The 21692-nt window shown below is 62.3% G+C and carries 22 protein-coding genes; 9 read left to right on the forward strand and 13 right to left on the reverse strand.

From position 1 onward, the window contains the following. The 3 genes from ROG8370_RS11420 to ROG8370_RS11430 form a co-directional block, all read right to left on the reverse strand. On the reverse strand, positions 1-360 hold the full coding sequence (locus tag ROG8370_RS11420; protein WP_139838119.1) for a hypothetical protein: 360 nt from the start codon (positions 358-360) through the stop codon (positions 1-3). 107 nt (positions 361-467) lie between these two features. After that, a complete protein-coding gene (locus ROG8370_RS11425; protein WP_085827217.1) occupies positions 468-1175 on the reverse strand; it encodes a sulfotransferase family protein in 708 nt (235 codons plus the stop codon). Positions 1176-1214: 39 nt separating this feature from the next. Beyond that, complete coding sequence (locus ROG8370_RS11430; protein WP_085827218.1) at positions 1215-2249, reverse strand: succinylglutamate desuccinylase/aspartoacylase family protein; 1035 nt, start codon at positions 2247-2249, stop codon at positions 1215-1217. Between the two features lie 205 nt (positions 2250-2454). On the opposite strand from ROG8370_RS11430, the gene ROG8370_RS11435 reads away from it, so the two are divergent. Then, positions 2455-3057: a methyltransferase gene (locus ROG8370_RS11435; protein WP_085827220.1), complete on the forward strand. Its 603-nt coding sequence runs from the start codon at positions 2455-2457 to the stop codon at positions 3055-3057. 31 nt (positions 3058-3088) lie between these two features. On the opposite strand, the gene ROG8370_RS11440 is transcribed toward ROG8370_RS11435, so the two are convergent. Next, positions 3089-3742, reverse strand: coding sequence for a peroxiredoxin (locus tag ROG8370_RS11440; RefSeq protein ID WP_085827282.1), 654 nt, complete (start codon positions 3740-3742; stop codon positions 3089-3091). Positions 3743-3876: 134 nt separating this feature from the next. Here ROG8370_RS11440 and ROG8370_RS11445 point away from each other — a divergent pair, with 134 nt between their 5' ends. The 4 genes from ROG8370_RS11445 (at position 3877) to ROG8370_RS11460 (ending at position 8065) form a co-directional block, all read left to right on the forward strand. After that, positions 3877-5319, forward strand: a complete 1443-nt coding sequence (locus ROG8370_RS11445; protein ID WP_085827222.1) for an aldehyde dehydrogenase family protein — start codon at positions 3877-3879, stop codon at positions 5317-5319. Positions 5320-5323: 4 nt separating this feature from the next. Beyond that, positions 5324-6097, forward strand: a complete 774-nt coding sequence (locus tag ROG8370_RS11450) for a glycosyltransferase family 25 protein (protein WP_085827223.1) — start codon at positions 5324-5326, stop codon at positions 6095-6097. Continuing rightward, complete coding sequence (locus ROG8370_RS11455) at positions 6094-6942, forward strand: alpha-1,2-fucosyltransferase (protein WP_170925227.1); 849 nt, start codon at positions 6094-6096, stop codon at positions 6940-6942. The genes ROG8370_RS11450 and ROG8370_RS11455 overlap by 4 nt, the downstream gene beginning before the upstream one ends. Positions 6943-7018: 76 nt before the next feature. Further along, positions 7019-8065, forward strand: coding sequence for a serine/threonine protein kinase (locus ROG8370_RS11460; RefSeq protein WP_085827226.1), 1047 nt, complete (start codon positions 7019-7021; stop codon positions 8063-8065). Here ROG8370_RS11460 and ROG8370_RS11465 read toward each other — a convergent pair. The 3 genes from ROG8370_RS11465 to ROG8370_RS11475 form a co-directional block, all read right to left on the reverse strand. Further along, positions 8062-8706 (reverse strand): RluA family pseudouridine synthase, encoded by a 645-nt coding sequence (locus tag ROG8370_RS11465; RefSeq protein WP_085827228.1) that lies wholly within the window; start codon positions 8704-8706, stop codon positions 8062-8064. The genes ROG8370_RS11460 and ROG8370_RS11465 overlap by 4 nt on opposite strands. Before the next feature lie 124 nt (positions 8707-8830). Beyond that, positions 8831-9286 carry a free L-methionine (R)-S-oxide reductase MsrC gene (gene msrC / locus ROG8370_RS11470; protein WP_085827230.1) on the reverse strand — a complete coding sequence of 152 codons (456 nt, stop codon included), beginning with the start codon at positions 9284-9286 and terminating at the stop codon, positions 8831-8833. A gap of 33 nt (positions 9287-9319) precedes the next feature. Continuing rightward, the gene (locus tag ROG8370_RS11475) at positions 9320-10492 is read right to left on the reverse strand and encodes a thiolase family protein (protein ID WP_085827231.1); all 1173 of its coding nucleotides are present in this window, start codon (positions 10490-10492) and stop codon (positions 9320-9322) included. Between the two features lie 96 nt (positions 10493-10588). On the opposite strand from ROG8370_RS11475, the gene ROG8370_RS11480 reads away from it, so the two are divergent. The 3 genes from ROG8370_RS11480 (at position 10589) to ROG8370_RS11490 (ending at position 13236) form a co-directional block, all read left to right on the forward strand. Then, positions 10589-10927, forward strand: a complete 339-nt coding sequence (locus tag ROG8370_RS11480) for an STAS domain-containing protein (protein ID WP_085827233.1) — start codon at positions 10589-10591, stop codon at positions 10925-10927. Between the two features lie 49 nt (positions 10928-10976). Beyond that, positions 10977-11423 (forward strand): ATP-binding protein, encoded by a 447-nt coding sequence (locus ROG8370_RS11485; RefSeq protein WP_245827338.1) that lies wholly within the window; start codon positions 10977-10979, stop codon positions 11421-11423. Between the two features lie 235 nt (positions 11424-11658). Further along, a complete protein-coding gene (locus ROG8370_RS11490) occupies positions 11659-13236 on the forward strand; it encodes a gamma-glutamyltransferase family protein (RefSeq protein WP_085827286.1) in 1578 nt (525 codons plus the stop codon). A 45-nt stretch (positions 13237-13281) separates the two neighbouring features. On the opposite strand, the gene hspQ is transcribed toward ROG8370_RS11490, so the two are convergent. Beyond that, positions 13282-13608, reverse strand: coding sequence for a heat shock protein HspQ (hspQ, locus tag ROG8370_RS11495; RefSeq protein WP_085827235.1), 327 nt, complete (start codon positions 13606-13608; stop codon positions 13282-13284). Between the two features lie 203 nt (positions 13609-13811). Here hspQ and ROG8370_RS11500 point away from each other — a divergent pair, with 203 nt between their 5' ends. Then, on the forward strand, positions 13812-14408 hold the full coding sequence (locus tag ROG8370_RS11500) for a transglycosylase SLT domain-containing protein (RefSeq protein ID WP_085827236.1): 597 nt from the start codon (positions 13812-13814) through the stop codon (positions 14406-14408). Between the two features lie 87 nt (positions 14409-14495). On the opposite strand, the gene ROG8370_RS11505 is transcribed toward ROG8370_RS11500, so the two are convergent. The 5 genes from ROG8370_RS11505 to ROG8370_RS11525 all read right to left on the reverse strand — a co-directional run bounded on the left by ROG8370_RS11505 (position 14496) and on the right by ROG8370_RS11525 (position 21639). Then, positions 14496-15101: a LolA family protein gene (locus ROG8370_RS11505; RefSeq protein ID WP_085827238.1), complete on the reverse strand. Its 606-nt coding sequence runs from the start codon at positions 15099-15101 to the stop codon at positions 14496-14498. A gap of 117 nt (positions 15102-15218) precedes the next feature. Continuing rightward, positions 15219-15929: a dimethylsulfonioproprionate lyase family protein gene (locus ROG8370_RS11510; protein ID WP_085827240.1), complete on the reverse strand. Its 711-nt coding sequence runs from the start codon at positions 15927-15929 to the stop codon at positions 15219-15221. Positions 15930-16006: 77 nt separating this feature from the next. After that, positions 16007-18919 (reverse strand): DNA translocase FtsK, encoded by a 2913-nt coding sequence (locus ROG8370_RS11515; protein ID WP_085827287.1) that lies wholly within the window; start codon positions 18917-18919, stop codon positions 16007-16009. Between the two features lie 17 nt (positions 18920-18936). Next, positions 18937-20115 (reverse strand): aminotransferase class I/II-fold pyridoxal phosphate-dependent enzyme, encoded by a 1179-nt coding sequence (locus ROG8370_RS11520; RefSeq protein WP_085827241.1) that lies wholly within the window; start codon positions 20113-20115, stop codon positions 18937-18939. 195 nt (positions 20116-20310) lie between these two features. Beyond that, positions 20311-21639 (reverse strand): amidase, encoded by a 1329-nt coding sequence (locus ROG8370_RS11525; protein ID WP_085827242.1) that lies wholly within the window; start codon positions 21637-21639, stop codon positions 20311-20313. Positions 21640-21692: the final 53 nt, after the last annotated feature.

The raw sequence follows: 21692 nt of genomic DNA on the forward strand, positions 1-21692 counted from the left end.
TCAGTCGAGAACCGGAGCGCCATTCGGCTTGACGCGACCGGTTTGGACGGGCTTCCCGGTGCCGACGCGTGACAGGTCATTGCCAAGCGCAAGCGAGCCTTCACCAACCTCTTCAAGTGCGGCGCCGGACACTGCGAGCGCGGAGCCGAAGGCGAAAATCGGAACTGCGGTGACCGATGCCGCCCCGGTAGAAACGGCAGCCGAGCCGTGGCTGGAGCCCTGAGCACTATGATCGACGGACTGCGCAGAATGCTGACCGCTTGGGCCGGCAAAGGCCGGTGTTACCAAAAGACTGGCAAACACAGCGAAAGAGGTGGCGCGAATGAGCATGACAAATTCCCATTTGTGAACGTTGTTCACAAGAGGTACGCCGTCACGCTCGCTGCGTCAACGCTCTTGTGAACGCAGTTCACGAAATGCCACGCCGAGTCCCCGCGGGATCGGCTGCGCTAGCGGGTCAAATCAGGTTATTCGACAAAGCGAAGGGTATCTCGTGCAGCCAAAAGCGCGGGTTGACGTGCACCGTGAAGTTTCGACACAAGACAACCGCGACCGGCCTCTTCCACGAGGTCGAGCGCCTCCAGCGCGGCCTCGATGTTGGCGGCGTTCTGTTCCAGCTTGGGGCGGTTCGAGACATTGTTCACCGCGCCCTCGGGCGGCTCTTTCACGGAAAAATCACAGAAATCGGCGACCGCGCGCACCGCGCCGGGGGCCTCAATATTGACGGCGATGAAATCGTCGCGGCCCTGAAAATGCTCAAGCACCCAGGCGAAATAATCGGCCCGGCGATAGGCCTCGTTGATGAAATTCTGCACGCTGAACACCTTTTGATGGTGCGTTGCGATGCTGTTGAGGTATTTGCGCAAGGGGCGGAAATTCAGGATGAACCGGGCGTTGGGATAGGTCCGGTCATAGGCCGCGACGGGGCGCACCTGGCCGAAATCCGAGAACGCATCATAACGCCCGGTTTCCCAATCGCGGGAATCGTGAAAGCTTTTGAGCCCATTGGCCACGAACAGCTTGTGCATCGTGGTGGTGCCGTTGCGCGGATGGCCGATCACGAAATACTTGACCGCCTGGCGGTCGCCCTTGGGCGTCACAATGAAATGAAGCCGCATGCGCGTGCGGATCACGCCAAAGGCGATGTCGTTGATATCGGTGGTGCGTTTTGCCATGTCGTTGTCCTTTCATCCCTCCAGGCGCGGCGCGCGGGATCAGATGATTTCATCCTCGTCAAACAGCGGGGCGGCGTCCTGATGGGCGCTGATGTCTTCGGCGGCGGCCTCGCCGCGCGTGGTTTCGGCGACATGGAACAAGGCGTCGCCCTCATAGACCACCGGCATGTTGGTGCGCCCGATCACGATGCCGGCCACCTCGGCCAGCACCTCGGATTCGACATCGCCAAAGGCATTGGCAATCGCGCCAAGCACCGTGCCCGGCTGTACCGCGTCGCCAACCGCTAGATAGCCCCGGAAAAGCCCGCCACGCGGCGCGCGATACCAGCTTGAGCGGCTTGCACGCACCGGCACACCACGGGTGCGCGGCACGCCCTTGCCGCCGATCATCTGCAATTGATGCATGACGCGCAGGATACCGTTAAGACCGGAGCGCGCGGCAAATTCGTCGAACCGAAGCCCCTCGCCGCCCTCGTAAAGCAGCACATCAACCCCGGCCTCTTCGGCGGCCATGCGCAAAGACCCCTCGCGCAGCTTGGATTCCATCATCACCGGCGCACCAAAGGCAAGGCCCAGCTCGGCCAGCCGCGCATTGCCCGGCGTCAGGCGGATCTGCGGCAGGTTGGTGCGGTGGATCGCCGCAGAATGCAGGTCGATCCCGAAATCGGCGCGCTTCACCACCTCGGTCATGAAGATATGCGCCAGCTGTGACGCCATCGACCCTTCGGGCACGCCCGGAAAACAGCGGTTGAGATCGCGCCGATCCGGAAGATAGCGCGAGTGGTTGAGAAACCCGAAGGTATTGACGATCGGCACCGCCAAAAGCGTGCCCGCCACCGATTTTAGCGGCGTTGCGCGCAGCAGGCGGCGCATGATCTCCACGCCGATCACCTCGTCGCCATGAATGGCCGCAGAGACGAAAAGGACCGGCCCCGGCCGTTTGCCGTGGATGACATGCACCGACAGGTTTACCGGCGTGTGGTTGGACAGGGTGCTGACCGGGATATCGACGGTGCGGCGAGTGCCGGGTGCGATTGCCTCGCCGTTGATCTCGAAGGGGGCGCGCCGATCCATACTATCCTCGCTTGTGTCACCTGGCCAAGCGATAGGCAAAAACGGCGCAACTGTCCATGCCAGAGCAAGTTCCTCAAAAGTGGCAACCGGTTTTGGGCGTCTCGAACATGCGACACCCTCTGCCCCCGCTTGATCCCGACCCGCCCGCGGGGCTAAGGCAACGGGGCAACAGCAAGGACGCGCCCGAGATGCCACCGATCACGCCATGACAACTGCCCTGCACGAAGATCGCCTGCGCGCGATCATCGCCGCCGTGGTACAAAGCGGCGCGCGCACCCTGCTTGATCTGGGCTGTGGCGATGGCGACCTGATCCTGCGGCTGGCGCCCCTTGACCAGATCACCCGGATTACCGGGCTTGATATTCACAGGCCCTCGCTCACGGCGCTTCAGGCAGAGATGCGCACGCTGCCCGACGCCGCCCGCGCCAAGATAAGCCTTGCGCAGGCCTCGATGACCAAGGCGCATCCCAATCTGCGCGGCTATGATTGTGCCTGCCTTGTGGAAACCATCGAGCATCTGCCGCTTGGCGATCTGCCCCGGCTGGAAAACGCATTGTTTGGCGATATGCGCCCCCAAACCGCGCTGATCACCACGCCGAATGCCGATTACAACCCGGTTCTTGGCGTGCCCGCGCACCGGTTTCGCCATCCGGGTCATCATTTTGAATGGGGTCGCGAGACCTTTGGCAAATGGGCAAGAGGGGTTGCGGCGCGGCGCGGCTACGCCGTCAGCCTGAGCGATATCGGCGGCGCACATCCCCATCTTGGCGGCGCCAGCCAGATGGCAGAATTCCGGCGCGACAGATAGGGCCTAACCCGCCGCGCCGGTGGGTCGGGGCTTAGCCCGGAAGCTTGGTCTTGCGCAGATAGGGCAGAACGGCATCGAAATCGCCGAACTTGGCCTTGGCATCCTCGTTATTGACCGAGGGCGGGATGATCACATCCTGACCGACGGTCCAGTCGGCGGGCGTGGCCACGCCATTCTTGGTGGTGGTCTGAAGCGCATCAAGCGCGCGCAGCACCTCGGCAAAGTTGCGCCCCACGCTCATCGGATAGGTCATCGACAGCTTCAGCTGCTTGTCGGGGCCGATGATAAAGACGCTGCGCACGGTGGCGCTGTCGTTGGGGGTGCGGCCGTCGGGCATATAGGCCTCGGCGGGCAGCATATCAAAGGCTTTTGCCACCGCCAGCCCCTCGTCGGCGATGATCGGAAAGGTCGGCTTGGCGCCGCCATAGCTCTCGATATCGGCCTTCCATTTCTTGTGATCTTCGACGCCGTCAATCGACACGCCGATCACCTTGGTGCCGCGCTTTTCCCATTCATCGGCCAGCCGCGCCACGGCGCCGAATTCGGTGGTGCAGACGGGAGTAAAATCCTTGGGGTGCGAGAACAGGATGGCCCAGCTGTCGCCAATCCACTCATGCAGTGCAAACCTGCCCAGATCTGTTTCAACGCTCAGATCGGGGATGGTGTCATTGATACGAAGGCCCATAGGAAGCATCCTTTCTTGTGTTTCAGTCGTCCGGAAGCCCCGGAATTTGATCAAATCCCAGAGCCGCGGAGAATCCAACCTTGCAGGTCGGCATTACCCCTGACACAGTGCCGCCAAATTTATGGAGGTCAACCATGATCGAGAAACGTCAGTTCTATATTAACGGTGCCTGGGTCAACCCCACTGTGTCCAATGACCACACCGTAATCAACCCCTCCAATGAGGAGCCCTGCGCGGTGATCTCGCTTGGCGGACAGGGCGATACCGATGCCGCCGTCGCCGCCGCCAAGGCCGCCTTTCCGGCATGGATGGCAACCCCGCCCGCCGAACGGATCGCCTATTGTGAAAAGATTCTAGAGGCTTACAAGGCCCGCGCCGAAGATATGGCGCAGGCGATCAGCCTTGAGATGGGCGCCCCGATCGACATGGCCCGCGAACAACAGGTCGGCGCCGGAAGCTGGCATATCTCGTCCTTCCTCAAGGTCGCGCGCGATTTCCAGTTTGACGAACCGCTTGGCGATCATGCGCCAAACGACCGCATTATCCACGAAGCCGTCGGTGTCGTCGGCATGATCACGCCTTGGAACTGGCCGATGAATCAGGTCACGCTCAAGGTGATTGCGGGTCTGGTTGCGGGCTGCACCATGATCCTCAAGCCTTCGGAAGAATCGCCGCTGAACGCCGTTATCTTTGCCGAGATCGTTGATGCGGCCGGCCTTCCCAAGGGCGTTTTCAACCTTGTAAACGGCGATGGCGCCGGTGTCGGAAGCCAGCTTACCGCGCATGCCGATGTCGACATGATCAGCTTTACCGGCTCGTCACGCGCGGGCGAACTCATCTCGAAATCCGCCGCCAACACCCTCAAGCGCGTCAGCCTTGAACTTGGCGGCAAGGGCGCCAACCTGATCTTTGCCGATGCCGATGAAAAGGCCGTGAAACGCGGTGTTCTGCGCTGCATGAACAACACCGGCCAATCGTGCAACGCCCCCACCCGGATGCTTGTGCAACGCGAGATCTATGACGCCGCCGTTAAAACCGCTGCCGCCGCCGCCAACAGCATCGCCGTCGGCCCGGCAAGCGTCGAGGGCCGTCATATCGGCCCGGTGGTCAACGAGGTGCAGTTCAACAAGATCCAGGGCCTGATCCAGAAAGGCATCGACGAGGGCGCGCGCCTTGTGGCCGGGGGCACCGGTCGCCCCGACGGGCTTAACCGCGGGTTCTTCGTAAAGCCCACGGTATTTGCCGATGTGAACAACGACATGACCATCGCGCGCGAAGAAATCTTCGGGCCGGTTTTGGCGATCATCCCGTTTGACAGCGAAGAAGACGGCATCGCCATCGCCAATGACACGCCTTACGGCCTGACCAATTATGTCCAGACGGGCGATCCGGCACGCGCCAACCGCTGCGCGCGCGCGCTGCGCTCTGGCATGGTGGAAATGAACGGTCAGTCACGCGGCGCCGGGTCGCCGTTTGGTGGCATGAAGCAATCGGGCCACGGGCGCGAAGGCGGCAAATGGGGCATCGAGGATTTCCTCGAGGTCAAATCCGTTTCGGGCTGGACGCCGGGCGCCTGAGGTTATGCAGATACACGCATTCGTCCTGCATCTTTTGCGTGCCACGGCACGACGGGACAACGTGCGCGATCTGCTTGCCACCTGCGCGCTTGAGGGCGAAATCTGGGAGGCGGTCGACGGCGCGACACTGTCGTCGACCGAGCTTTCCGCAACCATCGGCGCGGGGCTTTTCGCCCCCGCCTATCCGTTTTCTCTCAAGACCGGCGAAATCGGCTGTTTCCTGAGCCATCGCCAGATCTGGGCCGAGATCGTGCGCCGCGACCTGCCCGCCGCGATGATTATCGAGGATGACGCGGCAATCACCCCCGAGATCTATGGCGCCGCCCTTGGCCTTGCGCGCGCGCATATCGAGACCCTCGGATATATCCAGTTTCAGACGCGCGCCCAAAAGGGCCCCTCGACATTGATCGACATGGCGGGCGCCTGTGCGCTTAGCGTGCCGGAACGCGGCGGGCTGCGCACCACCGCGCAAATGATAAGCAACGCGGCCGCGCGCCAGCTTTTGGCACTGAGTGATCGGTTTGACCGGCCTGTCGATACCTTCGTACAAAGCCATTGGCAGACCGGGCTTCGCCCCGCCACGATCCTGCCTTCGGGGATCAGCGATATCGCCGATCAGCTTGACGGCTCGACCATTCAGGGCGGCGCGCGCAAACCGCCGCTGGCCAAGCTTGGCCGCGAATGGGCGCGCTATCGCTATCGCCGGGGCGTGGTGCAGGCCTCGCGGCACAGCATGGCGCCCACCGAGGGCGGCTTTGCGCCGAGGGATTCAGAATGATCATCAGCCGGTTATTTGGCGGGGCTGGCAATCAGCTTTTCCAATATGCGGCCGGTCGCGCGCTTGCCGATCATCTGGGCTGTGATCTGGCGCTTGATAGCCGCTATGTCGGCAGCGGCAAAACCCGGAACGATTGTTTCGAGCATTTCGGCGCCGCGCGTTTTACCCGCGATGTTGCCTTGCCACCGGCCAAGTCGGACGGCGCCTTGCGCTATGCTCTGTGGCGGGCGTTTGGCCGCAATCCACGTTTTCACCGCGAAGCGGGCCTTGGCTTTGAACCGGGGTTTTTCAACCTTGCCCCCGGCACCTATCTGCACGGCTATTGGCAGTCAGAGCGCTATTTCGCCCCGATTGCCACGCAGTTGCGCGATGATCTGGTGATGACCAGCCCGCTGACGGGCGCCAATGCCGAGATGGCCGCGCGGATCAAGGCGGCAAAACTGCCGGTATCGGTGCATGTGCGGCGCGGCGATTACCTTGCCACCGGAAGCTATGCCGCCTGCACCTCGGCCTATTATCGCCAGGCGATCGAGCGGCTGGAACGCGATCTTGGGCACCCCCCCGCGTGCTTTATCTTTTCGAACGATCCCGGCTGGGCGCGCGCCAATCTTGACCTCGGGCAGGATCAGGTGGTCGTGGATATCAATGACGAAGAGGGGGGGCATTTCGATCTTGCCCTGATGTCGCGCTGTGCCCATCACGTGATTGCCAATTCAACGTTTTCCTGGTGGGGGGGCTGGCTAAACCCGTCCGCCGAGAAGCGCGTGATCGCGCCGCAAAACTGGTTCGGGACAGACAAGCTTTCGAACCCTGATCTGATCCCTGATGGCTGGACCCGCCTCTGAGGGGCTTATCCGCCTCTTGCGTGGCGGCCTCGCAAGGCATCTTTCACACCGTCGAAAAACCCACTACACCCGCGCCATGACCCAGATTCAAGATATCGCCAAAGCCCGTTTTGTGGCCGAAACCGTGCACAAGCGCGATATCTTTTCCGAGACCATTTCGGGGCATCTTGAGGGGCATCCGGATTTTCCGGTGGTGTTGCGCAAGCTTGACGGCGTGCCGCTTTATGCCCGCCCCATCGCCTGGTTTCTGGCCCGCAAGGAAATTCGCGGCCTTGCCGCCGTGCAGGGGATCGAGGGCTGTCCGATCCTGATCCGCGCGGACAAGACCGGCCTGTTGCGCAGCTGGACCAGCGGCACGCCGCTGCATCTGGCCAAGCCAAGTGATCCGGCGTGGTATCGCGATGCCAGGCGCCTGTTGCGCGAAATGCGCCGCGCCGGGGTAACCCATAACGACATCGCCAAGCCGCAGAACTGGTTGATGACACCGGAGGGCCGCGCCGCCGTGATCGACTTTCAGCTGGCCAGCACGCATCGTCGTCGGGGGGCCTTGTTCCGCACCATGGCGCGCGAAGACCTGCGCCATATGCTGAAACAAAAGCGCGCCTATGCGCCGCATCTTCTGACCCCCTGCGAGCACCGGATGCTGACGCAAAAGGCGCTGCCGACGCGACTCTGGATGGCGACCGGCAAGCGCGCCTATAACTTCATTACCCGGCGCCTGATGAACTGGTCCGATGGCGAGGGCACCGAAGACCGCAGTCTGCGCGACGGCCCGGCGTTGCGCGCGGCGCTTTTGGGGCACGAGCAGGTCACCGAAATTGCAATCTGCACCTATGCTCTGCCCGCCAAGGGTGTCGGGCTCTATGTCTTTGCCGAATGCGATCTCTCTGCCAGCGCGCTTGCGAAACTGGCCCCTGCCCCCAAGCCCGAGCTGATCCAGCCCGTCGCCGCGCTTCCGCGCCACGCTGATGGCAGCCCGCGCATGGATGCGCTGACGCTCATTGCCACCAATCGGCTGGATGAGTTGGAGCAGATGATGGCGCATGAGCCCGGTCTTGCCGAGGGTCTAAGGCCGATTATCGCTGCGCGCCTTAATCTCACCGATCGCGTGCTGCGCGCCTAGAACGGCACCTTGGCGCGAAATTTCACGCCCGCGCCGCCGTCGGGGTGACGAATCCGAAGCTCTTCGGAATGCAGCATCAGCCGGGGGAACTCCAACGCCGCGCCTTCGGCATAGAGCGGATCACCAAGGATCGGATGGCCAAGCGCCAGCATGTGCACGCGTAACTGATGGCTGCGCCCGGTCTTAGGGATCAGCCGCACGCGGGTTTCATCGCTGCCATAGCGCATCACCCGCCATTCGGTGAAGGCCGCGCGCCCGGTCTCATGACAGACCTTTTGCAAGGGCCGGTTGGGCCAATCCACGATAAGCGGCAGGTCAACCTCGCCGGTCTTCGGCTCAAGCTTGCCCCAGACCCGCGCGACATAGGTCTTTTTCGTCTGCCGCTTTTCAAATTGCAGCCCAAGATGACGCTGTGCATGCGGAGTCAGCGCGAAGATCATCACACCAGAGGTGTCGCGGTCCAACCGATGCACCAAAAGCGCCTGCGGATAGGCATCCTGCACCCGTGCCAACAGGCAATCGGCCAAATGCTCGCCCTTGCCGGGCACGGACAAAAGGCCGGCGGGCTTGTTCACCACCACGATCTCGTGATCGTCGTGCAGCACGTCAAGCGGGTCGGTGGGCGGGTTATAGTCAGACATGGGTGCCGCTTACACCACCCCGCCCTGTTAGGCCACTGCCGGGTTTCTTCTTGCTCGAAATATCCCCGCCGGAGGCTCCCGCATCACCCACAAGAACGATCCCCTGCGGTGGCCCCGCCCGTGATCAAAGCCGCCCAAAGACCATCGCCACGATCTCACTCAGACGCTCTGCATCCGTTTGCGTGAAGGCCGCAGCCTGATCACTGTCGATATCCAGCACCCCCAACAACGCGCCCTGCCCGTCACGCACCGGCAGGACAATCTCAGAGCGGGTAGAACTGGCGCAGGCGATGTGATCCGTGAACGCCTCCACGTCATCGACAAGCTGTACCTCGCCGCTGCGCGCGGCCGCGCCGCAAACACCGCGCGAAAACGGGATTTGAAGGCACCCGTGCCCGCCCTGATATGGCCCGATCTTGAGCATCTCCGGCCCCGTCACCCGATAAAACCCGGTCCAGTCAAACCTGTCATCGGCGTGATGCAATTCGCACACGACCGTCGCCATCAGCGCCACCGCATCGCTCTCACCCGCCGTGAGCGCAGCGATGGTCCTGGTGATCTCATCATAGTCAATCCGCATGCTCAGCCCCTTTTACACCCGCAAAACGTCGGCTCAGACCCGCTCGATTGCGATGGCCGTGCCTTCGCCACCGCCGATACAGATCGCAGCGACCCCGCGTTTCAACCCGCGTTTTTCAAGCGCGTTGAGCAGCGTCACCATGATCCGGGCGCCGCTTGCGCCAATCGGATGGCCAAGCGCGCAGGCGCCGCCATTGACGTTGACCTTGTCGCGGCTCAGGCCCATTTCATGCATGAAGGCCATCGGCACCACGGCAAAGGCCTCGTTCACCTCCCAGAGATCGACATCCTCGACCGACCAACCGATGGTTTTCAGCAGCTTTTGCGCTGCGGGAACGGGCGCAGTGGTAAAAAGACCGGGGGCCTGGGCATGGCTGGCATGGCCCATGATGCGGGCGCGAATGTTAAGCCCGCGCGCTTCGGCCGCGCTGCGCGACGCAAGCACAAGCGCCGCTGCGCCATCGCTGATAGAGCTGGAATTGGCCGCCGTGACGGTGCCGCCCTTGCGAAAGGCGGGCTTGAGCTGTGGTATCTTGTTGGGCCGGGCCTTGGCGGGTTGCTCGTCTTGGGAAATGGTCACCTCGCCCCTGCGGGTCTGGAGGGTCACAGGGGCGATTTCACCGTCAAACGCACCCGAGGATTGAGCATCAAGCGCACCTTGCAGCGAGGCAAGCGCGTATTCGTCCTGGGCCTGGCGGGTGAATTGGAATTTCTCGGCGCAATCTTCGGCGAAAGTCCCCATGAGGCGCCCCTTGTCATAGGCATCTTCCAGCCCGTCAAGGAACATGTGATCCACCACCGCTGCATGGCCAAGCCGCGCGCCGCCGCGCATCTTGGGCAAAAGGTAGGGCGCGTTGGACATTGATTCCATACCGCCCGCGATCATCAGGTCGGTCTGGCCAAGCGCGATCTGGTCAAAGCCGATCATCGCCGCCTTCATCCCCGATCCGCACATCTTGTTGAGCGTGGTGGCGGGCACCTCTTCACCAAGGCCCCCGGCAAACCCGGCCTGGCGCGCCGGCGCCTGCCCCTGGCCTGCGGGCAGAACACAGCCCATCAGCACCTCGTCAACCGTTTCAGTACGGGCATCGGCAAGGGCCGCGCGAATCGCTGCGCCGCCCAAAACGGCGGCCTCGACCCCGTCGAAGTCTCCCTGAAACCCACCCATCGGGGTGCGCGCCGCCCCTGCGATCACGACCTCATTCATTAACCTGCCTCCTGAAAATTTCTGATCCTGCATACCGAATGGTAACCAATTGGGTCTAGCCTTGGCTGTATTACTACGTACCCCGCCGGAGGCACCATGGACCTGCAATCAACTTATCACAACGACATGAATATCATAACCGTGGCCGAGACGCGGATCGATGCTGCGGCAGCGATCCGGTTCAAGGACAAGATGCGCGATGTCACATCCCAAGGCCCGGCGCATATCGTGCTCGACCTCAGCAATGTCACCTTCGTGGATTCAAGCGGTCTTGGCGCGATCGTGGCCGCCATGAAGCAGCTAAGCGGCGAGCGACGCCTTGATCTGGCCGGGCTGACGCCCGATGTGGCCAAGGTCTTTCGCCTGACGCGGATGGATACCGTCTTTGTTATCCATGACGATATCATTGCCCTCAAAGCGCGTGCAACAGGTTGATCAAAGGCCGGGTTCCCCGGCGATCCGCCACTTCAAAAGGGACATCGCGGTGACTTTAGAGGGCACTCCGACGGATTTCACGCTTACGGCGACGGCCTCGGAACTGGCGGTGCGCGACACATTGCTGGCGGTGCGGTCGCGACTTTCCGAGCGCGGCGTGTGCGAAGACACCTGCGGATCGGTCGAGCTTGTCATGGCCGAAGCCCTGAATAACATCGTCGAGCATGCCTATGCCACCGATCAGGAGCGCGACTTTCTGCTGAAGGTGTCGATCAAGCCGGACCGGCTCTGCTTTCATCTCCGCGATGGCGGTGCCCCCTTGCCCGGATTATGCCTGCCGCAAGGCAAGTTGCCTGACCACACGGGTCCGCGCGATGACCTGCCCGAGGGGGGATTCGGCTGGTTCTTGATTCGCGACCTGACGGAACGTGTTGCCTATGAAAGACGCGATGGAATGAACCATCTGACGCTGGAATTCCTGCGCAACGCGCCCTGATGCAACCTATCCGTGCTGGCGCCCCAATCTAACCCCAATTTCTTCCAAATGGCGCCTCAGAGTCCAGCCATACGTTAGGGTGTAGCTGCATATGGCTTCCCTCGGCGCCGTGCGTAATAGCCCCCACCCAGTGTGCGGCGCCGAGGTTTTAAAATCCCCCAAATATCAGCCCTGCAATTGGCAAATCATTGCGCTGGCCCTACTGTCCGACGAACATCAGGATAACGGAGCTGACATGCGCGATTTTCACCTGCCCGGCCGATCGGCCACCTTTGCGACAAACGGAATGTGTGCCACCTCGCACCCGCTGGCGGCCAAGGCTGCGATTGATATCCTTCAGCAAGGTGGCAATGCCATGGATGCGGCGATTGCCGGAGCGGTGCTTCTGGGCATTTGCGAACCACAGATGACCGGCATCGGCGGCGATTGCTTTGTGCTTTTCACCAAGCCGGGACAAGATCAGATTCATGCCCTCAACGGGTCTGGCCGGGCCCCCGCCGCCGCAAGTGCCGCCGCGCTGCGCGCGCAAGGCCTCGGCACTGTTCCGCTCAACAGCGCGCATGCGGTGACCGTCCCCGGCGCGATTGATGCGTTTTGTCAACTGAGCGCCGATCACGGTCGCCTTGGCCTTGATACGCTTCTGGCGCCCGCGATCCATTATGCCGAACACGGCGTTCCCGTGGCACCGCGCGTGGCGCATGACTGGCCCACGGCGGGCAAGGCGCTACAGGGCCATGGGTTGCGCCATTTCATGCCAAGCGGCACACCGCCCCTGCCCGGCGAGATGTTTCGCGCCCCCGGTCAGGCCGAGGTTCTGCGCCGGATCGCCAAGGACGGGCGCGCCGCGTTTTACGAAGGCGAGATTGCCGAGGACATGCTGGCCACGCTCAACGCCATGGGCGGCGCGCATAGCGCGGCGGATTTCGCCGCTCAGCGCTGTGATTATACGACGCCCGTGAGCGGTGAATACAAAGGCGCCAATCTGGTCGAGCATCCGCCCAACGGTCAGGGCGCGACTGCGATCCTGCTTTTGAACATTCTCAAGCATTTCGACATCGCCGGTATGGACCCTTTTGGCGCAGAGCGCGTTCATATCGAGGCAGAGGCCACCAAGCTTGCCTATGACGCGCGCAACCGTTTTATCGCCGATCCGGCCAGCACGACGCGGCTTGATTACATGCTGGCGCCCGAAACGGCGGCCAATCTGGCCGCGCTGATTGACCCCAAAAAGGCGATGGCGGCCGCCAAACCGCTGACCGAAGCGGTGCATCGCGATACGATCTATATCACGGTCGTTGATCGTGATCGCATGGCTGTCTCGCTGATCTATTCGATCTTTCACGGGTTTGGCTCGGGCATCGCATCAGAGAAATTTGGCGTTTTGCTGCAAAACCGGGGCGCGGGCTTTACCCTTGAAGAGGGGCACCCGAACGAGCTTGGCGGCGGCAAACGGCCGATGCACACGATCATTCCCGGCATGCTGACCGAAGGCGGTCGCGTGAGCATGCCGTTCGGGGTGATGGGCGGGTCATATCAATCGACGGGCCATGCGCGATTTGTGTCAAACCTGCGCGATTTCGGCCTTGACCCGCAGGCCGCGATTGATGCCCCGCGCGCCTTTGCCGATCCGACGGGCCTCAAGCTTGAGCGCGGCTATGGTGCGGATGTGGCGCAGGCGCTTGCGGACAAGGGGCATGACGTGATCACCGATCCGGATGCGATCGGCGGCGCGCAAGCGATCCAGATCCGTGACAGCGGCGTCCTTGAAGGCGGCAGCGATCCGCGCAAAGATGGCTGTGCCCTGGGATATTAAGGTGAAAAGGGTGGGCGGAAGCCCGCCCTTGCCCGCAATCGACGCTCAGTTGAGCTGGAAATGCAGCGGGTAATGCCCGTCCTCGAACGGACCGAACAGATCGGGGATATCGGGATGATCGACCGGCTCGCCGGAGTAATCCGCGACAAGGTTCTGTTCGCTGACATAGGCCACGTAATAGCTCTGCTCGTTCTCGGCCAGAAGGTGATAGAACGGCTGTTCTTTCGACGGGCGGCTATCCTCGGGGATCGAGGCATACCATTCGTCGGTGTTCGAGAATTGCGGGTCCACGTCAAAGACCACCCCGCGAAAGGGGTGTTTCTTGTGGCGGACAACCTGGCCCAAGTGATATTTTGCGCGTGATCTAATCATAATAAACAGCCCCTACAGAGACATAGTAAACGTTTCAAGGGTGGTTTGTCCAACCATCCACCCGATTTTCGGCGGAAACAGTCTGTGAACCTCATCCCTACAGTCAGGCCGCGCAGGGCGGCGCCACAAAATCGGGTAATTCGTGATTTCCACCGCTCGCAGATTCGGCTAAACTCCAGAAAAAAGAAGAAAGCGAGAGGCAGATGAGCAGAACTCTTCGCGCATTTATGGTGTTGTTGTTGCTGGCCTCCTGTGGCGGCGGAAGCGGCTATGGCACAGCACCGCGCAACCTGGACAACGCCTGCGCCATCCTGGGTGAGCGCCCGGAATATGCGCGCGCCTTCCGAGCGGCCGAACGCCGGTGGGGTGTGCCCGTGCATGTGCAGATGGCGACGATTTACCAGGAAAGCAAATTCATCAGCGATGCGCGCACGCCGTTTCGCTTTTCGCTCGGGGTGATCCCGATGGGTCGGCAAAGTTCGGCCTATGGGTATAGCCAGGCGCTGGACGGCACCTGGGATGAATACAAGCGCGATAACAACCGGTTTGCCGCGCGCCGCAGCGATATCCATGACGCCGCCGATTTTATCGGCTGGTACATGGCCAAGTCCAGTGAACGGCTTGGGATTTCCATGGGCGATGCGCGCAGCCAATACCTTGCCTATCACGAAGGGCGCACCGGCTTTTCGCGCGGCAGTTACAATGGCAAGCCCTGGCTGTTGCGGGTGGCAGGCGAGGTTGGCGCGCGCTCGACAACCTATCAGAGCCAGCTTTCGCAATGTCGCGGGCGCCGCGTGTGATCTAGGGGTCGGCTCATCCGCCCTTGCAGGCGGCCTCGCGGAGAGACCCCTCCCGAGGCGCGCAGGCAAGGGCGCGAAGCGGGCCGCCTAGCGGTCGATCACGACCCGATCCTTGCCGGGGATGACAAAGCTTTCGTCGTCAAGGCGCATGCCGGTTTTCAAGTCACCCAGCACCACCGTCGTGCGGCTGCCGCCACTGTCGTTGATCACCCATTGGCGCAACTCGACCGGATCACCGGTAAAGACAAGCTCGATGCTGCCGTATTCAGGGTTATCGGGGTCTTGCGCGCGCACCGTTGTCGATTTGCCGTCGCTCGAATGGCCGGTGACCATCCGCTCGCGGGTCAGGTCGACATTGCGCGCAAGGATGATCTTGAGCGGCGTGCGGTGCAGCGGATAGGCCTCGGTTCCGGTGTTCGACTTGGGATCGACGATCCCCACCGTATCGCCATCGGCAACCACCAGCGTTTTCTCGGGCGGATCATATTCGAACCGCACCCGCCCCGGACGCTTGATCAAGATGCGCCCCGTGCTGATCGTGCCATCGTCGTTGATCTGGGTAAACGCGCCCTGCGCGGTCTTGAGACCGTTCAGATAGCCAGAGATTTGCCCAAGCGACAGCTGTTGCGCCGCCACCGGGAGGGTCATCGCCAGCATAACTGCCGGGACCGTCAAGATACGCATATATTTCATAACGTCTGATCTAAGCCTTTCCACAAGCCTTTGCATCCTGTCTTGGTCAAAAACATGGGGGCGCGCGCCAAGAGACGCAATAACACGCCGGGTGTTATCCGATAGCAAAGCGCGCGTTTATGGAGCCAATTTGGTTTTGCGGGTCGATGACAGCTTCATATCCGGCTTGGCAAGGCGCGCCTCGGGGCCGGTCCAGGCATAGGCCAGCAGACAGGGGTCGCGATCACCCGTGGTGATGCGATGCTCATCCCCGGAGCGATTGAGGATCAGCGAACCGGGCGCAAAAACCGCCGAGTTGTTTTCCGACCAGGCGCCGGAGACCGAGATATAGCTTTCCTCAATCTCGTTATGGCTGTGCTGTGGATAGGTCGTATTCGGCGCGAACAGCACAAACCCAAGGATCAGGTTGTCGCAGTGCACCGGGCCTTGTGGCCCAAGGATTTCGCAATAGGCATATTTCTGGCTCAGCGCCCTGGAGATCTTCTCATAGCCGTATTCCCAGGTCAGCTCGTCTTTCACCTCGCGCAGCGCACGCGCCATGCCCTGCATCGCGGCGCGCTCGCCAAGGTCAAGTGCGCGCGGAAGATGCGCCGTGACTGGCTTTGTTTCGCTGGCGCGTTGGCTTAGTTCCGGGTTGCGGGCCATGACCGCAGACAGCCTGTCGCGCACCCGCTTGCGATGGCCACGGATTGCCGGGCTGCCCCCGGCAGAGCCATAGCGATAAAGCGAATCGAATTCCCGCAGAAGATAGAGCCAGTTCGGGACATCCAGCAGGCGTTGGCCATTTTCCGGCTGAGCGCCCGCTGAGGGCGTGGGATCGTCGGGCATATCTGTCTCCGCCTTTGGAGGTCGCTGTGATCTCTGCCCGCGCCCAATCCGAAACCCGGTGGAGCGCGGGAAAGTCTTTATTGCTCCGGCACCAGAATTTCGCGTTTACCAACATGGTTGGCAGAGCTGACGATGCCCTGATCTTCCATCTGTTCGACAAGCCGCGCGGCCTTGTTATAGCCGATTGCAAGCTTGCGCTGGATATAGGAGGTCGAGCATTTGCGATCCTTGATCACGATGGCAACCGCCGTATCGTAAAGCGCGTCTTCCATATCGGTATTGCCGCCCGAACTCAGCCCGAGAACCGCGTCGATGCTGTCGGCCTTGTCCTCATCGGGGCCCTGAAGGACGCTGCCGACATAGGTGGGCGGGCCGTAAGCCTTGAGGTGGTTGACGACTTCTTCGACCTCTTCATCGCTTACAAACGGCCCGTGACAGCGGGTGATCTTGCCGCCGCCCGCCATGTAGAGCATGTCGCCCATGCCCAAAAGTTGTTCTGCGCCCATCTCGCCAAGAATGGTGCGGCTGTCGATCTTGCTTGTGACCTGGAACGAAATCCGCGTCGGAAAGTTGGCCTTGATCGTGCCGGTGATCACATCGACCGAGGGGCGCTGTGTGGCCATGATAAGGTGAATGCCGCTGGCGCGCGCCATCTGCGCAAGGCGCTGAATGCAGGCCTCGATCTCTTTGCCGGCCACCATCATAAGGTCGGCCATCTCATCGACGATGACCACGATATAGGGCATCCGCTCGGGGGCGAATTCGTCGGTCTCGAACACCGGCTCGCCGGTATCGTCGTCAAATCCGGTCTGTACCGTTCGGCTGAACAATTCGCCTTTCTTGAGGGCCTCATCGACCCGGCCATTATAACCGTCGATGTTGCGCACACCCATTTTCGACATCTTGCGATAGCGGTCTTCCATTTCCGCCACGACCCATTTGAGGGCCACGACCGCCTTTTTGGGGTCGGTCACAACCGGCGACAGAAGATGCGGAATGCCGTCATAAACCGACAGTTCAAGCATCTTGGGGTCGATCATGATCATCCGGCATTCTTCCGGCGTCAGCTTGTACAAAAGGCTCAGGATCATCGTGTTGATCGCCACCGACTTACCCGACCCGGTGGTGCCCGCAATCAAAAGGTGGGGCATCTTGGCAAGGTTGGCAACCATCGGATCGCCGCCGATATCCTTGCCAAGCGCCAGAGGCAGGCGCTGATTGCCGTCGCCATAGGCGCGGCTTGACAGGATTTCGCGGAACCCAACCATCTCGCGGTGATCATTGGGCAATTCGATCCCGATGACCGAGCGGCCCGGCACGGTTGAAACCCGCGCCGAAAGCGCCGACATCGAGCGCGCGATATCATCGGCAAGCCCGATCACCCGGCTCGCCTTGAGGCCCGGCGCCGGTTCAAGCTCATACATTGTCACCACCGGACCGGGGCGCACGCTGACGATCTCGCCCTTTACGCCGTAATCGTCGAGCACGCTTTCAAGCATGCGGGCGTTTTCCTCCAGCGCTTCGTCGCTCAGGTGATGGCGCTGAATGTTTTCGGTGCTCGACAAAAGGCTGAGCGGCGGCAATTCGTACTCGACGCCCGCGCCTTCATCGAATTGCAGCACCGGCTGTGCCTCGGCAATGGCGCGCGTCGAGGGTTGCGGCGCGCGGCGCGTGGCATGCTGTACCACCTTGCGCGGCTCGGGCGTGGGGATGCGCGGCGCCTGTGCCGTGGGCTTCGGCTCGGTCTCATAGGCGGCGAAATCATCGGCGTATGTCTCATCCTCCTCGACCAGCGCCTCGTCGTCAAAGCCATAGGATTGCGGCACCGGCGGCACCGGCGGCACATCCGTCACCCGGCGCGCGGTCAGCGGCGGCTCTGGCGGCAGGGCAACCTTCGGCCCCGCGCTCAGGATAAGGGGATCAGGCCCGCGCCCGCGCCCCTTGGTCAGCGGTGCCACGGATTCGGCGCGTACGGCCGGGTTTTGACGCACCCGCGCCCGGATCACATCGGAAATCTTGGCGCTGATCCGGTCATCGCCCGGCATGTCCGCCTCGCCTTCAAAGGCGGCGGTTTCGACCAATTCCGGCTCTGGCATCACATCGGGTTTGCGCATCAGCATCGGCATCCGCGCCAGCAGGCCACCGGGCTTTTCCGCAACCGGGGCATACTCCGGCGCGTCCTCGAACGCGGGCTCGGCATAGGCGCGCTGCACGACCGAGGGCTGAACCTCTGGCTCATAATAGGCGGCGGCGGCGGCCTCTGCGGCCTCTGCCCGGCGCGCACGGCGATCCGCAAGCCGCGCCTGCATGGCCTGCCCCGCCTGCGCCGCGCCCCCGGCGCCCTTGCCCAAAAGGGTCATGATACCCGCATAGGTCATGATCACACCAACCAGAAGGAAGCGGGTGATCTGCGACAGCTCCAGCTTGGTAAACCCAAGCACAAACGCCCCAAGCACAAGCATGCCCGCGCCCAAAAGCACCGACAAAAGCTTGAGCCCAAGGCTCGCCCCGATTGGCAAAATACCCAAAAACGTGCCCAGAACCGTGTCGCCGAACAGCCCGCCAAGCCCAAAGCTATGGGTTGCGGCCCACTCCGCCCCCGGCGTCAGCGACGAGGCATAAAGCGCCAGAACCGCAAGCCAGATAGGCGCAAAGATAAGACGCCCGATGGCGCGCTCTTGCCCGCGATGAAGCGCAAAGCGCGCGCCCCAGAGCGCAAGAACGATGGCCAGACCCCAAGCGCCCCAGCCGACGATCATGAACAACGGCGCGGCAATCGACGCCCCGACCTGCCCCATCCAGTTCTGCACCGGCGCATCGGTGGCCGACATCCAGCTGGGATCGTCCGGGCTATAGGAGGCCACCATCGCCGCCGCCATGGCCGCCAATATCAAAAGCGTCAGGCCCAGCAATTCCTTGCCGCGCTTTTCAATCGCCTGTGTCATGGTGCTGTCCAGCAGGGGGTCACGCCCGCGCGTTTGATATGCCATCTTCTTTTCGCCCTCAATCATCCGTACAGACAGTCACGCAAGCGGTTCAGCCCGCGCGCCATCTCTTGTTCTTCGGCCACCATCGCGACCCTGATGTATCCCTTGCCGGGGTTCACGCCGCCGGCCTCCTGGCTAAGATATGCGCCGGGCAACACCCGAACGCCGGTCTCTTTCCAGAGCTTCACGGTCGCCTCTTCGCCATCAGGCACCGGCAACCACAGGAAAAACCCCGCCTCGGGGCTGTGATAGCCGGGCAGATTGCCAAGGATCTCGTCCGCAACGCGGTATTTTTCACCGTAAAGGCGGCGGTTCTCGACCACATGCGCCTCGTCGTTCCAGACCGCCGTGGCGGCATGCTGCAATGGCATCGGCAGCGGGCTGCCGGCATAATTGCGAAGCTGTTTCATCGCCTTGATGCTCTCGGGCCCGGCCGCCACAAAGCCAGAGCGCAGCCCCGGCAGGTTCGAGCGCTTCGAGAGGCTGTGAAACGCCACGATCCGCTCGGGATCGGCGCCCATCTCATGGGCCACCTGCAACAGGCCCACGGGCGGGCCGTCGCGGTAAATCTCGGCGTAGCATTCATCGGCGAAGATGCGGAAATCGTGTTTTTCCGCCAGAGCGATAAGATCAGCCCAATACTCGCGGCTCGCCACCGCGCCCTGCGGGTTGCTCGGCGAACACAGATAGGCCACCGTCACCCGGTTCAGAACCTCTTCCGAAAGACTTGTGAAATCAGGCAGATACCCGGTCTCGCGGGTGGCATTCAAAAACGCCGGCTCTGCGCCCACGCTCAGCGCGGCAACCATGTAAACCTGGTAAAACGGGTTCGGCACCAGAACCACGGGCCGCTTGCCCGCCTTGGTTTCCGGGCAAAGCGCCATCATCGCATTATAGAGACCCTCACGGCTGCCATTCAGCGCCATAATCCGGGTATCTGCGGCAAGATCAACGCCATAGCGCCGCCCAACCCAACCGCTCATCGCCTCCAATAGCGACGGCATGCCTTCGTTGACAGGGTAGTTGCCAAAGCCATCCGCGTGCTCTGCGATGATATCGACAATCCAGCGCGGGAAATCGTGCCGGGGCTCGCCAATCGTCATATGCAAGGCCTCGCCGCCGGGCGCATGGGCGTCCAACAAGCTCCGCAGGCGCGGAAACGCATAGGCCGGAAGGTTCGAAAACCGCTCGGGAAACATCTGATACTGCCTCAAAGATTGGGATCGTTATCGCCCCATTTGAAACCGAATCTACCCAAGCCCCGGCTTCAGGTCCAGCAAAACCAATACCTTGACAGACAAATTGTGGCATTTTGGCAGGCACGCCCCCTGCCCCGCTTTCATCGTTCCGGCAAATACTCCCGCCGGAGGGGTCCCTCACTTGCCCCGCGCGCCCTAGGCCAGGGCGTCTTCGGCGGCCTTGGCCACACGCAAAAGCCGCTCTTCCTGAAACGGTTTACCACAGAACATGATCCCGCAACTCGGCTGGCCCGTGGGCAATGTCACGGCGCAAAGCCCCATCAGGTTGCCCACCCGCGTGTTGCGCAGGGTCAACAGGTTCTCGGTCACGTAATAGGCCTCATCGCTCATCAACCGCTCGGCATTGGGCGGCAGGTTCGGGGCCGAGGGCATGATCACCGCATCATAGCCCGCCACCCGCGCGGCCCAATCGCGGCGCAACCCGTCAAGCATGCGCCATCCGGCCACGTAATCGGCGCTGCTGACCTCTTTGCCACCGCGGAAGCGTTCGAGAATGGGCGCGAACATCCTTTCGGGCGCGGCCTCGATCACGTCGCGCCAGATGCCATAGGCCTCGCCGGTGAAAAGCGCCGCCGAAAGCGGCATCGCTTGCGCCACCTCGGGCGCGTCGATTTCCTCGACCACCGCCCCCGCCTCGCGCAGACGCGCAATGGCGGCCTCATAGGCGGCGCCCGGTTCGGGGCGGATGTCATCCAAAACCACCGTCTGAAGCGCGGCAAAGCGCAGCCCGTCAAGGCGGGCACCGCGCAGATCGGCGGGTTTGCCGCCCTCAAGGGCCGCCAGCATCAGCGCCGCATCCTCGACCGAACGCGCCAGCGGGCCGACCGTGTCGAATTTAGCGCAAAGCGGCACAACGCCTTCAAGCGACACCCGCCCGGCGGTGGTTTTCAACCCCACCAGATCGTTCCAGGCCGAGGGAATACGCACCGACCCGCCAGTGTCCGAGCCGATCCCACAGGCCGCAAGATCAAAGGCCACACTGGCCGCCGCCCCCGAGGATGACCCCCCCGGCACCGCGCCCGCGTCATTCACGCAAGGCGGCGTCGCCGTCACCGGGTTAAGGCCAAGCCCGGAAAAGGCCAGCTCGCTCATGTGGGTCTTGCCCAAACAGACAAGCCCCGCCGCCGTGGCATTGCGCAAGACTTCGGCGTCACGCTCGGGCACCCGCCCGGCCAGCAGGGCACTGCCGGCCTCGGTGGCGACGCCAGCACTGTCGAACAGGTCTTTCCAACTGACCGGCACGCCATCCAAAAGGCCAAGGCGCTGTCCTGCGGCGGCACGCTCGGCGGCGGCCTCGGCCTCGGCGCGGGCGCGCCCTTCGGTCACCGCGCTATAGATACGGTCGCGCGCCGGGTGGGCGTTGATCGCCGCAAGATAGGTCTCGGTCAGGGCCTGCGGGTCGATTTCGCCGCGCCCGATGCCGCGCCCCAGATCGCCTGCCGTCATCTTCAGCCAGTCTTGCATTGCCTGTCCCCCGCCTCACGCTGCATTCAAAAATCATTGGTAGCGGCAGAGCG

Origin of the sequence: Roseovarius gaetbuli (assembly GCF_900172365.1) — a bacterium.
GTDB classification, from domain to species: Bacteria; Pseudomonadota; Alphaproteobacteria; order Rhodobacterales; family Rhodobacteraceae; genus Roseovarius; species Roseovarius gaetbuli.

What these genes read in the sequence shown, in the direction of transcription:
- ROG8370_RS11460 (WP_085827226.1), top strand. Translation starts at nt 7,019, where the DNA reads ATGACCCAGATTCAAGATATCGCCAAAGCCCGTTTTGTGGCCGAAACC.
- ROG8370_RS11440 (WP_085827282.1), bottom strand. Translation starts at nt 3,742, where the DNA reads ATGGGCCTTCGTATCAATGACACCATCCCCGATCTGAGCGTTGAAACA.
- ROG8370_RS11435 (WP_085827220.1), top strand. Translation starts at nt 2,455, where the DNA reads ATGACAACTGCCCTGCACGAAGATCGCCTGCGCGCGATCATCGCCGCC.
- ROG8370_RS11505 (WP_085827238.1), bottom strand. Translation starts at nt 15,101, where the DNA reads ATGAAATATATGCGTATCTTGACGGTCCCGGCAGTTATGCTGGCGATG.
- msrC (WP_085827230.1), bottom strand. Translation starts at nt 9,286, where the DNA reads ATGCGGATTGACTATGATGAGATCACCAGGACCATCGCTGCGCTCACG.
- ROG8370_RS11455 (WP_170925227.1), top strand. Translation starts at nt 6,094, where the DNA reads ATGATCATCAGCCGGTTATTTGGCGGGGCTGGCAATCAGCTTTTCCAA.
- ROG8370_RS11520 (WP_085827241.1), bottom strand. Translation starts at nt 20,115, where the DNA reads ATGTTTCCCGAGCGGTTTTCGAACCTTCCGGCCTATGCGTTTCCGCGC.
- ROG8370_RS11430 (WP_085827218.1), bottom strand. Translation starts at nt 2,249, where the DNA reads ATGGATCGGCGCGCCCCCTTCGAGATCAACGGCGAGGCAATCGCACCC.
- ROG8370_RS11425 (WP_085827217.1), bottom strand. Translation starts at nt 1,175, where the DNA reads ATGGCAAAACGCACCACCGATATCAACGACATCGCCTTTGGCGTGATC.
- ROG8370_RS11515 (WP_085827287.1), bottom strand. Translation starts at nt 18,919, where the DNA reads ATGGCATATCAAACGCGCGGGCGTGACCCCCTGCTGGACAGCACCATG.
- ROG8370_RS11445 (WP_085827222.1), top strand. Translation starts at nt 3,877, where the DNA reads ATGATCGAGAAACGTCAGTTCTATATTAACGGTGCCTGGGTCAACCCC.
- ROG8370_RS11500 (WP_085827236.1), top strand. Translation starts at nt 13,812, where the DNA reads ATGAGCAGAACTCTTCGCGCATTTATGGTGTTGTTGTTGCTGGCCTCC.
- ROG8370_RS11490 (WP_085827286.1), top strand. Translation starts at nt 11,659, where the DNA reads ATGCGCGATTTTCACCTGCCCGGCCGATCGGCCACCTTTGCGACAAAC.
- ROG8370_RS11480 (WP_085827233.1), top strand. Translation starts at nt 10,589, where the DNA reads ATGGACCTGCAATCAACTTATCACAACGACATGAATATCATAACCGTG.
- hspQ (WP_085827235.1), bottom strand. Translation starts at nt 13,608, where the DNA reads ATGATTAGATCACGCGCAAAATATCACTTGGGCCAGGTTGTCCGCCAC.
- ROG8370_RS11525 (WP_085827242.1), bottom strand. Translation starts at nt 21,639, where the DNA reads ATGCAAGACTGGCTGAAGATGACGGCAGGCGATCTGGGGCGCGGCATC.
- ROG8370_RS11465 (WP_085827228.1), bottom strand. Translation starts at nt 8,706, where the DNA reads ATGTCTGACTATAACCCGCCCACCGACCCGCTTGACGTGCTGCACGAC.
- ROG8370_RS11475 (WP_085827231.1), bottom strand. Translation starts at nt 10,492, where the DNA reads ATGAATGAGGTCGTGATCGCAGGGGCGGCGCGCACCCCGATGGGTGGG.
- ROG8370_RS11510 (WP_085827240.1), bottom strand. Translation starts at nt 15,929, where the DNA reads ATGCCCGACGATCCCACGCCCTCAGCGGGCGCTCAGCCGGAAAATGGC.
- ROG8370_RS11450 (WP_085827223.1), top strand. Translation starts at nt 5,324, where the DNA reads ATGCAGATACACGCATTCGTCCTGCATCTTTTGCGTGCCACGGCACGA.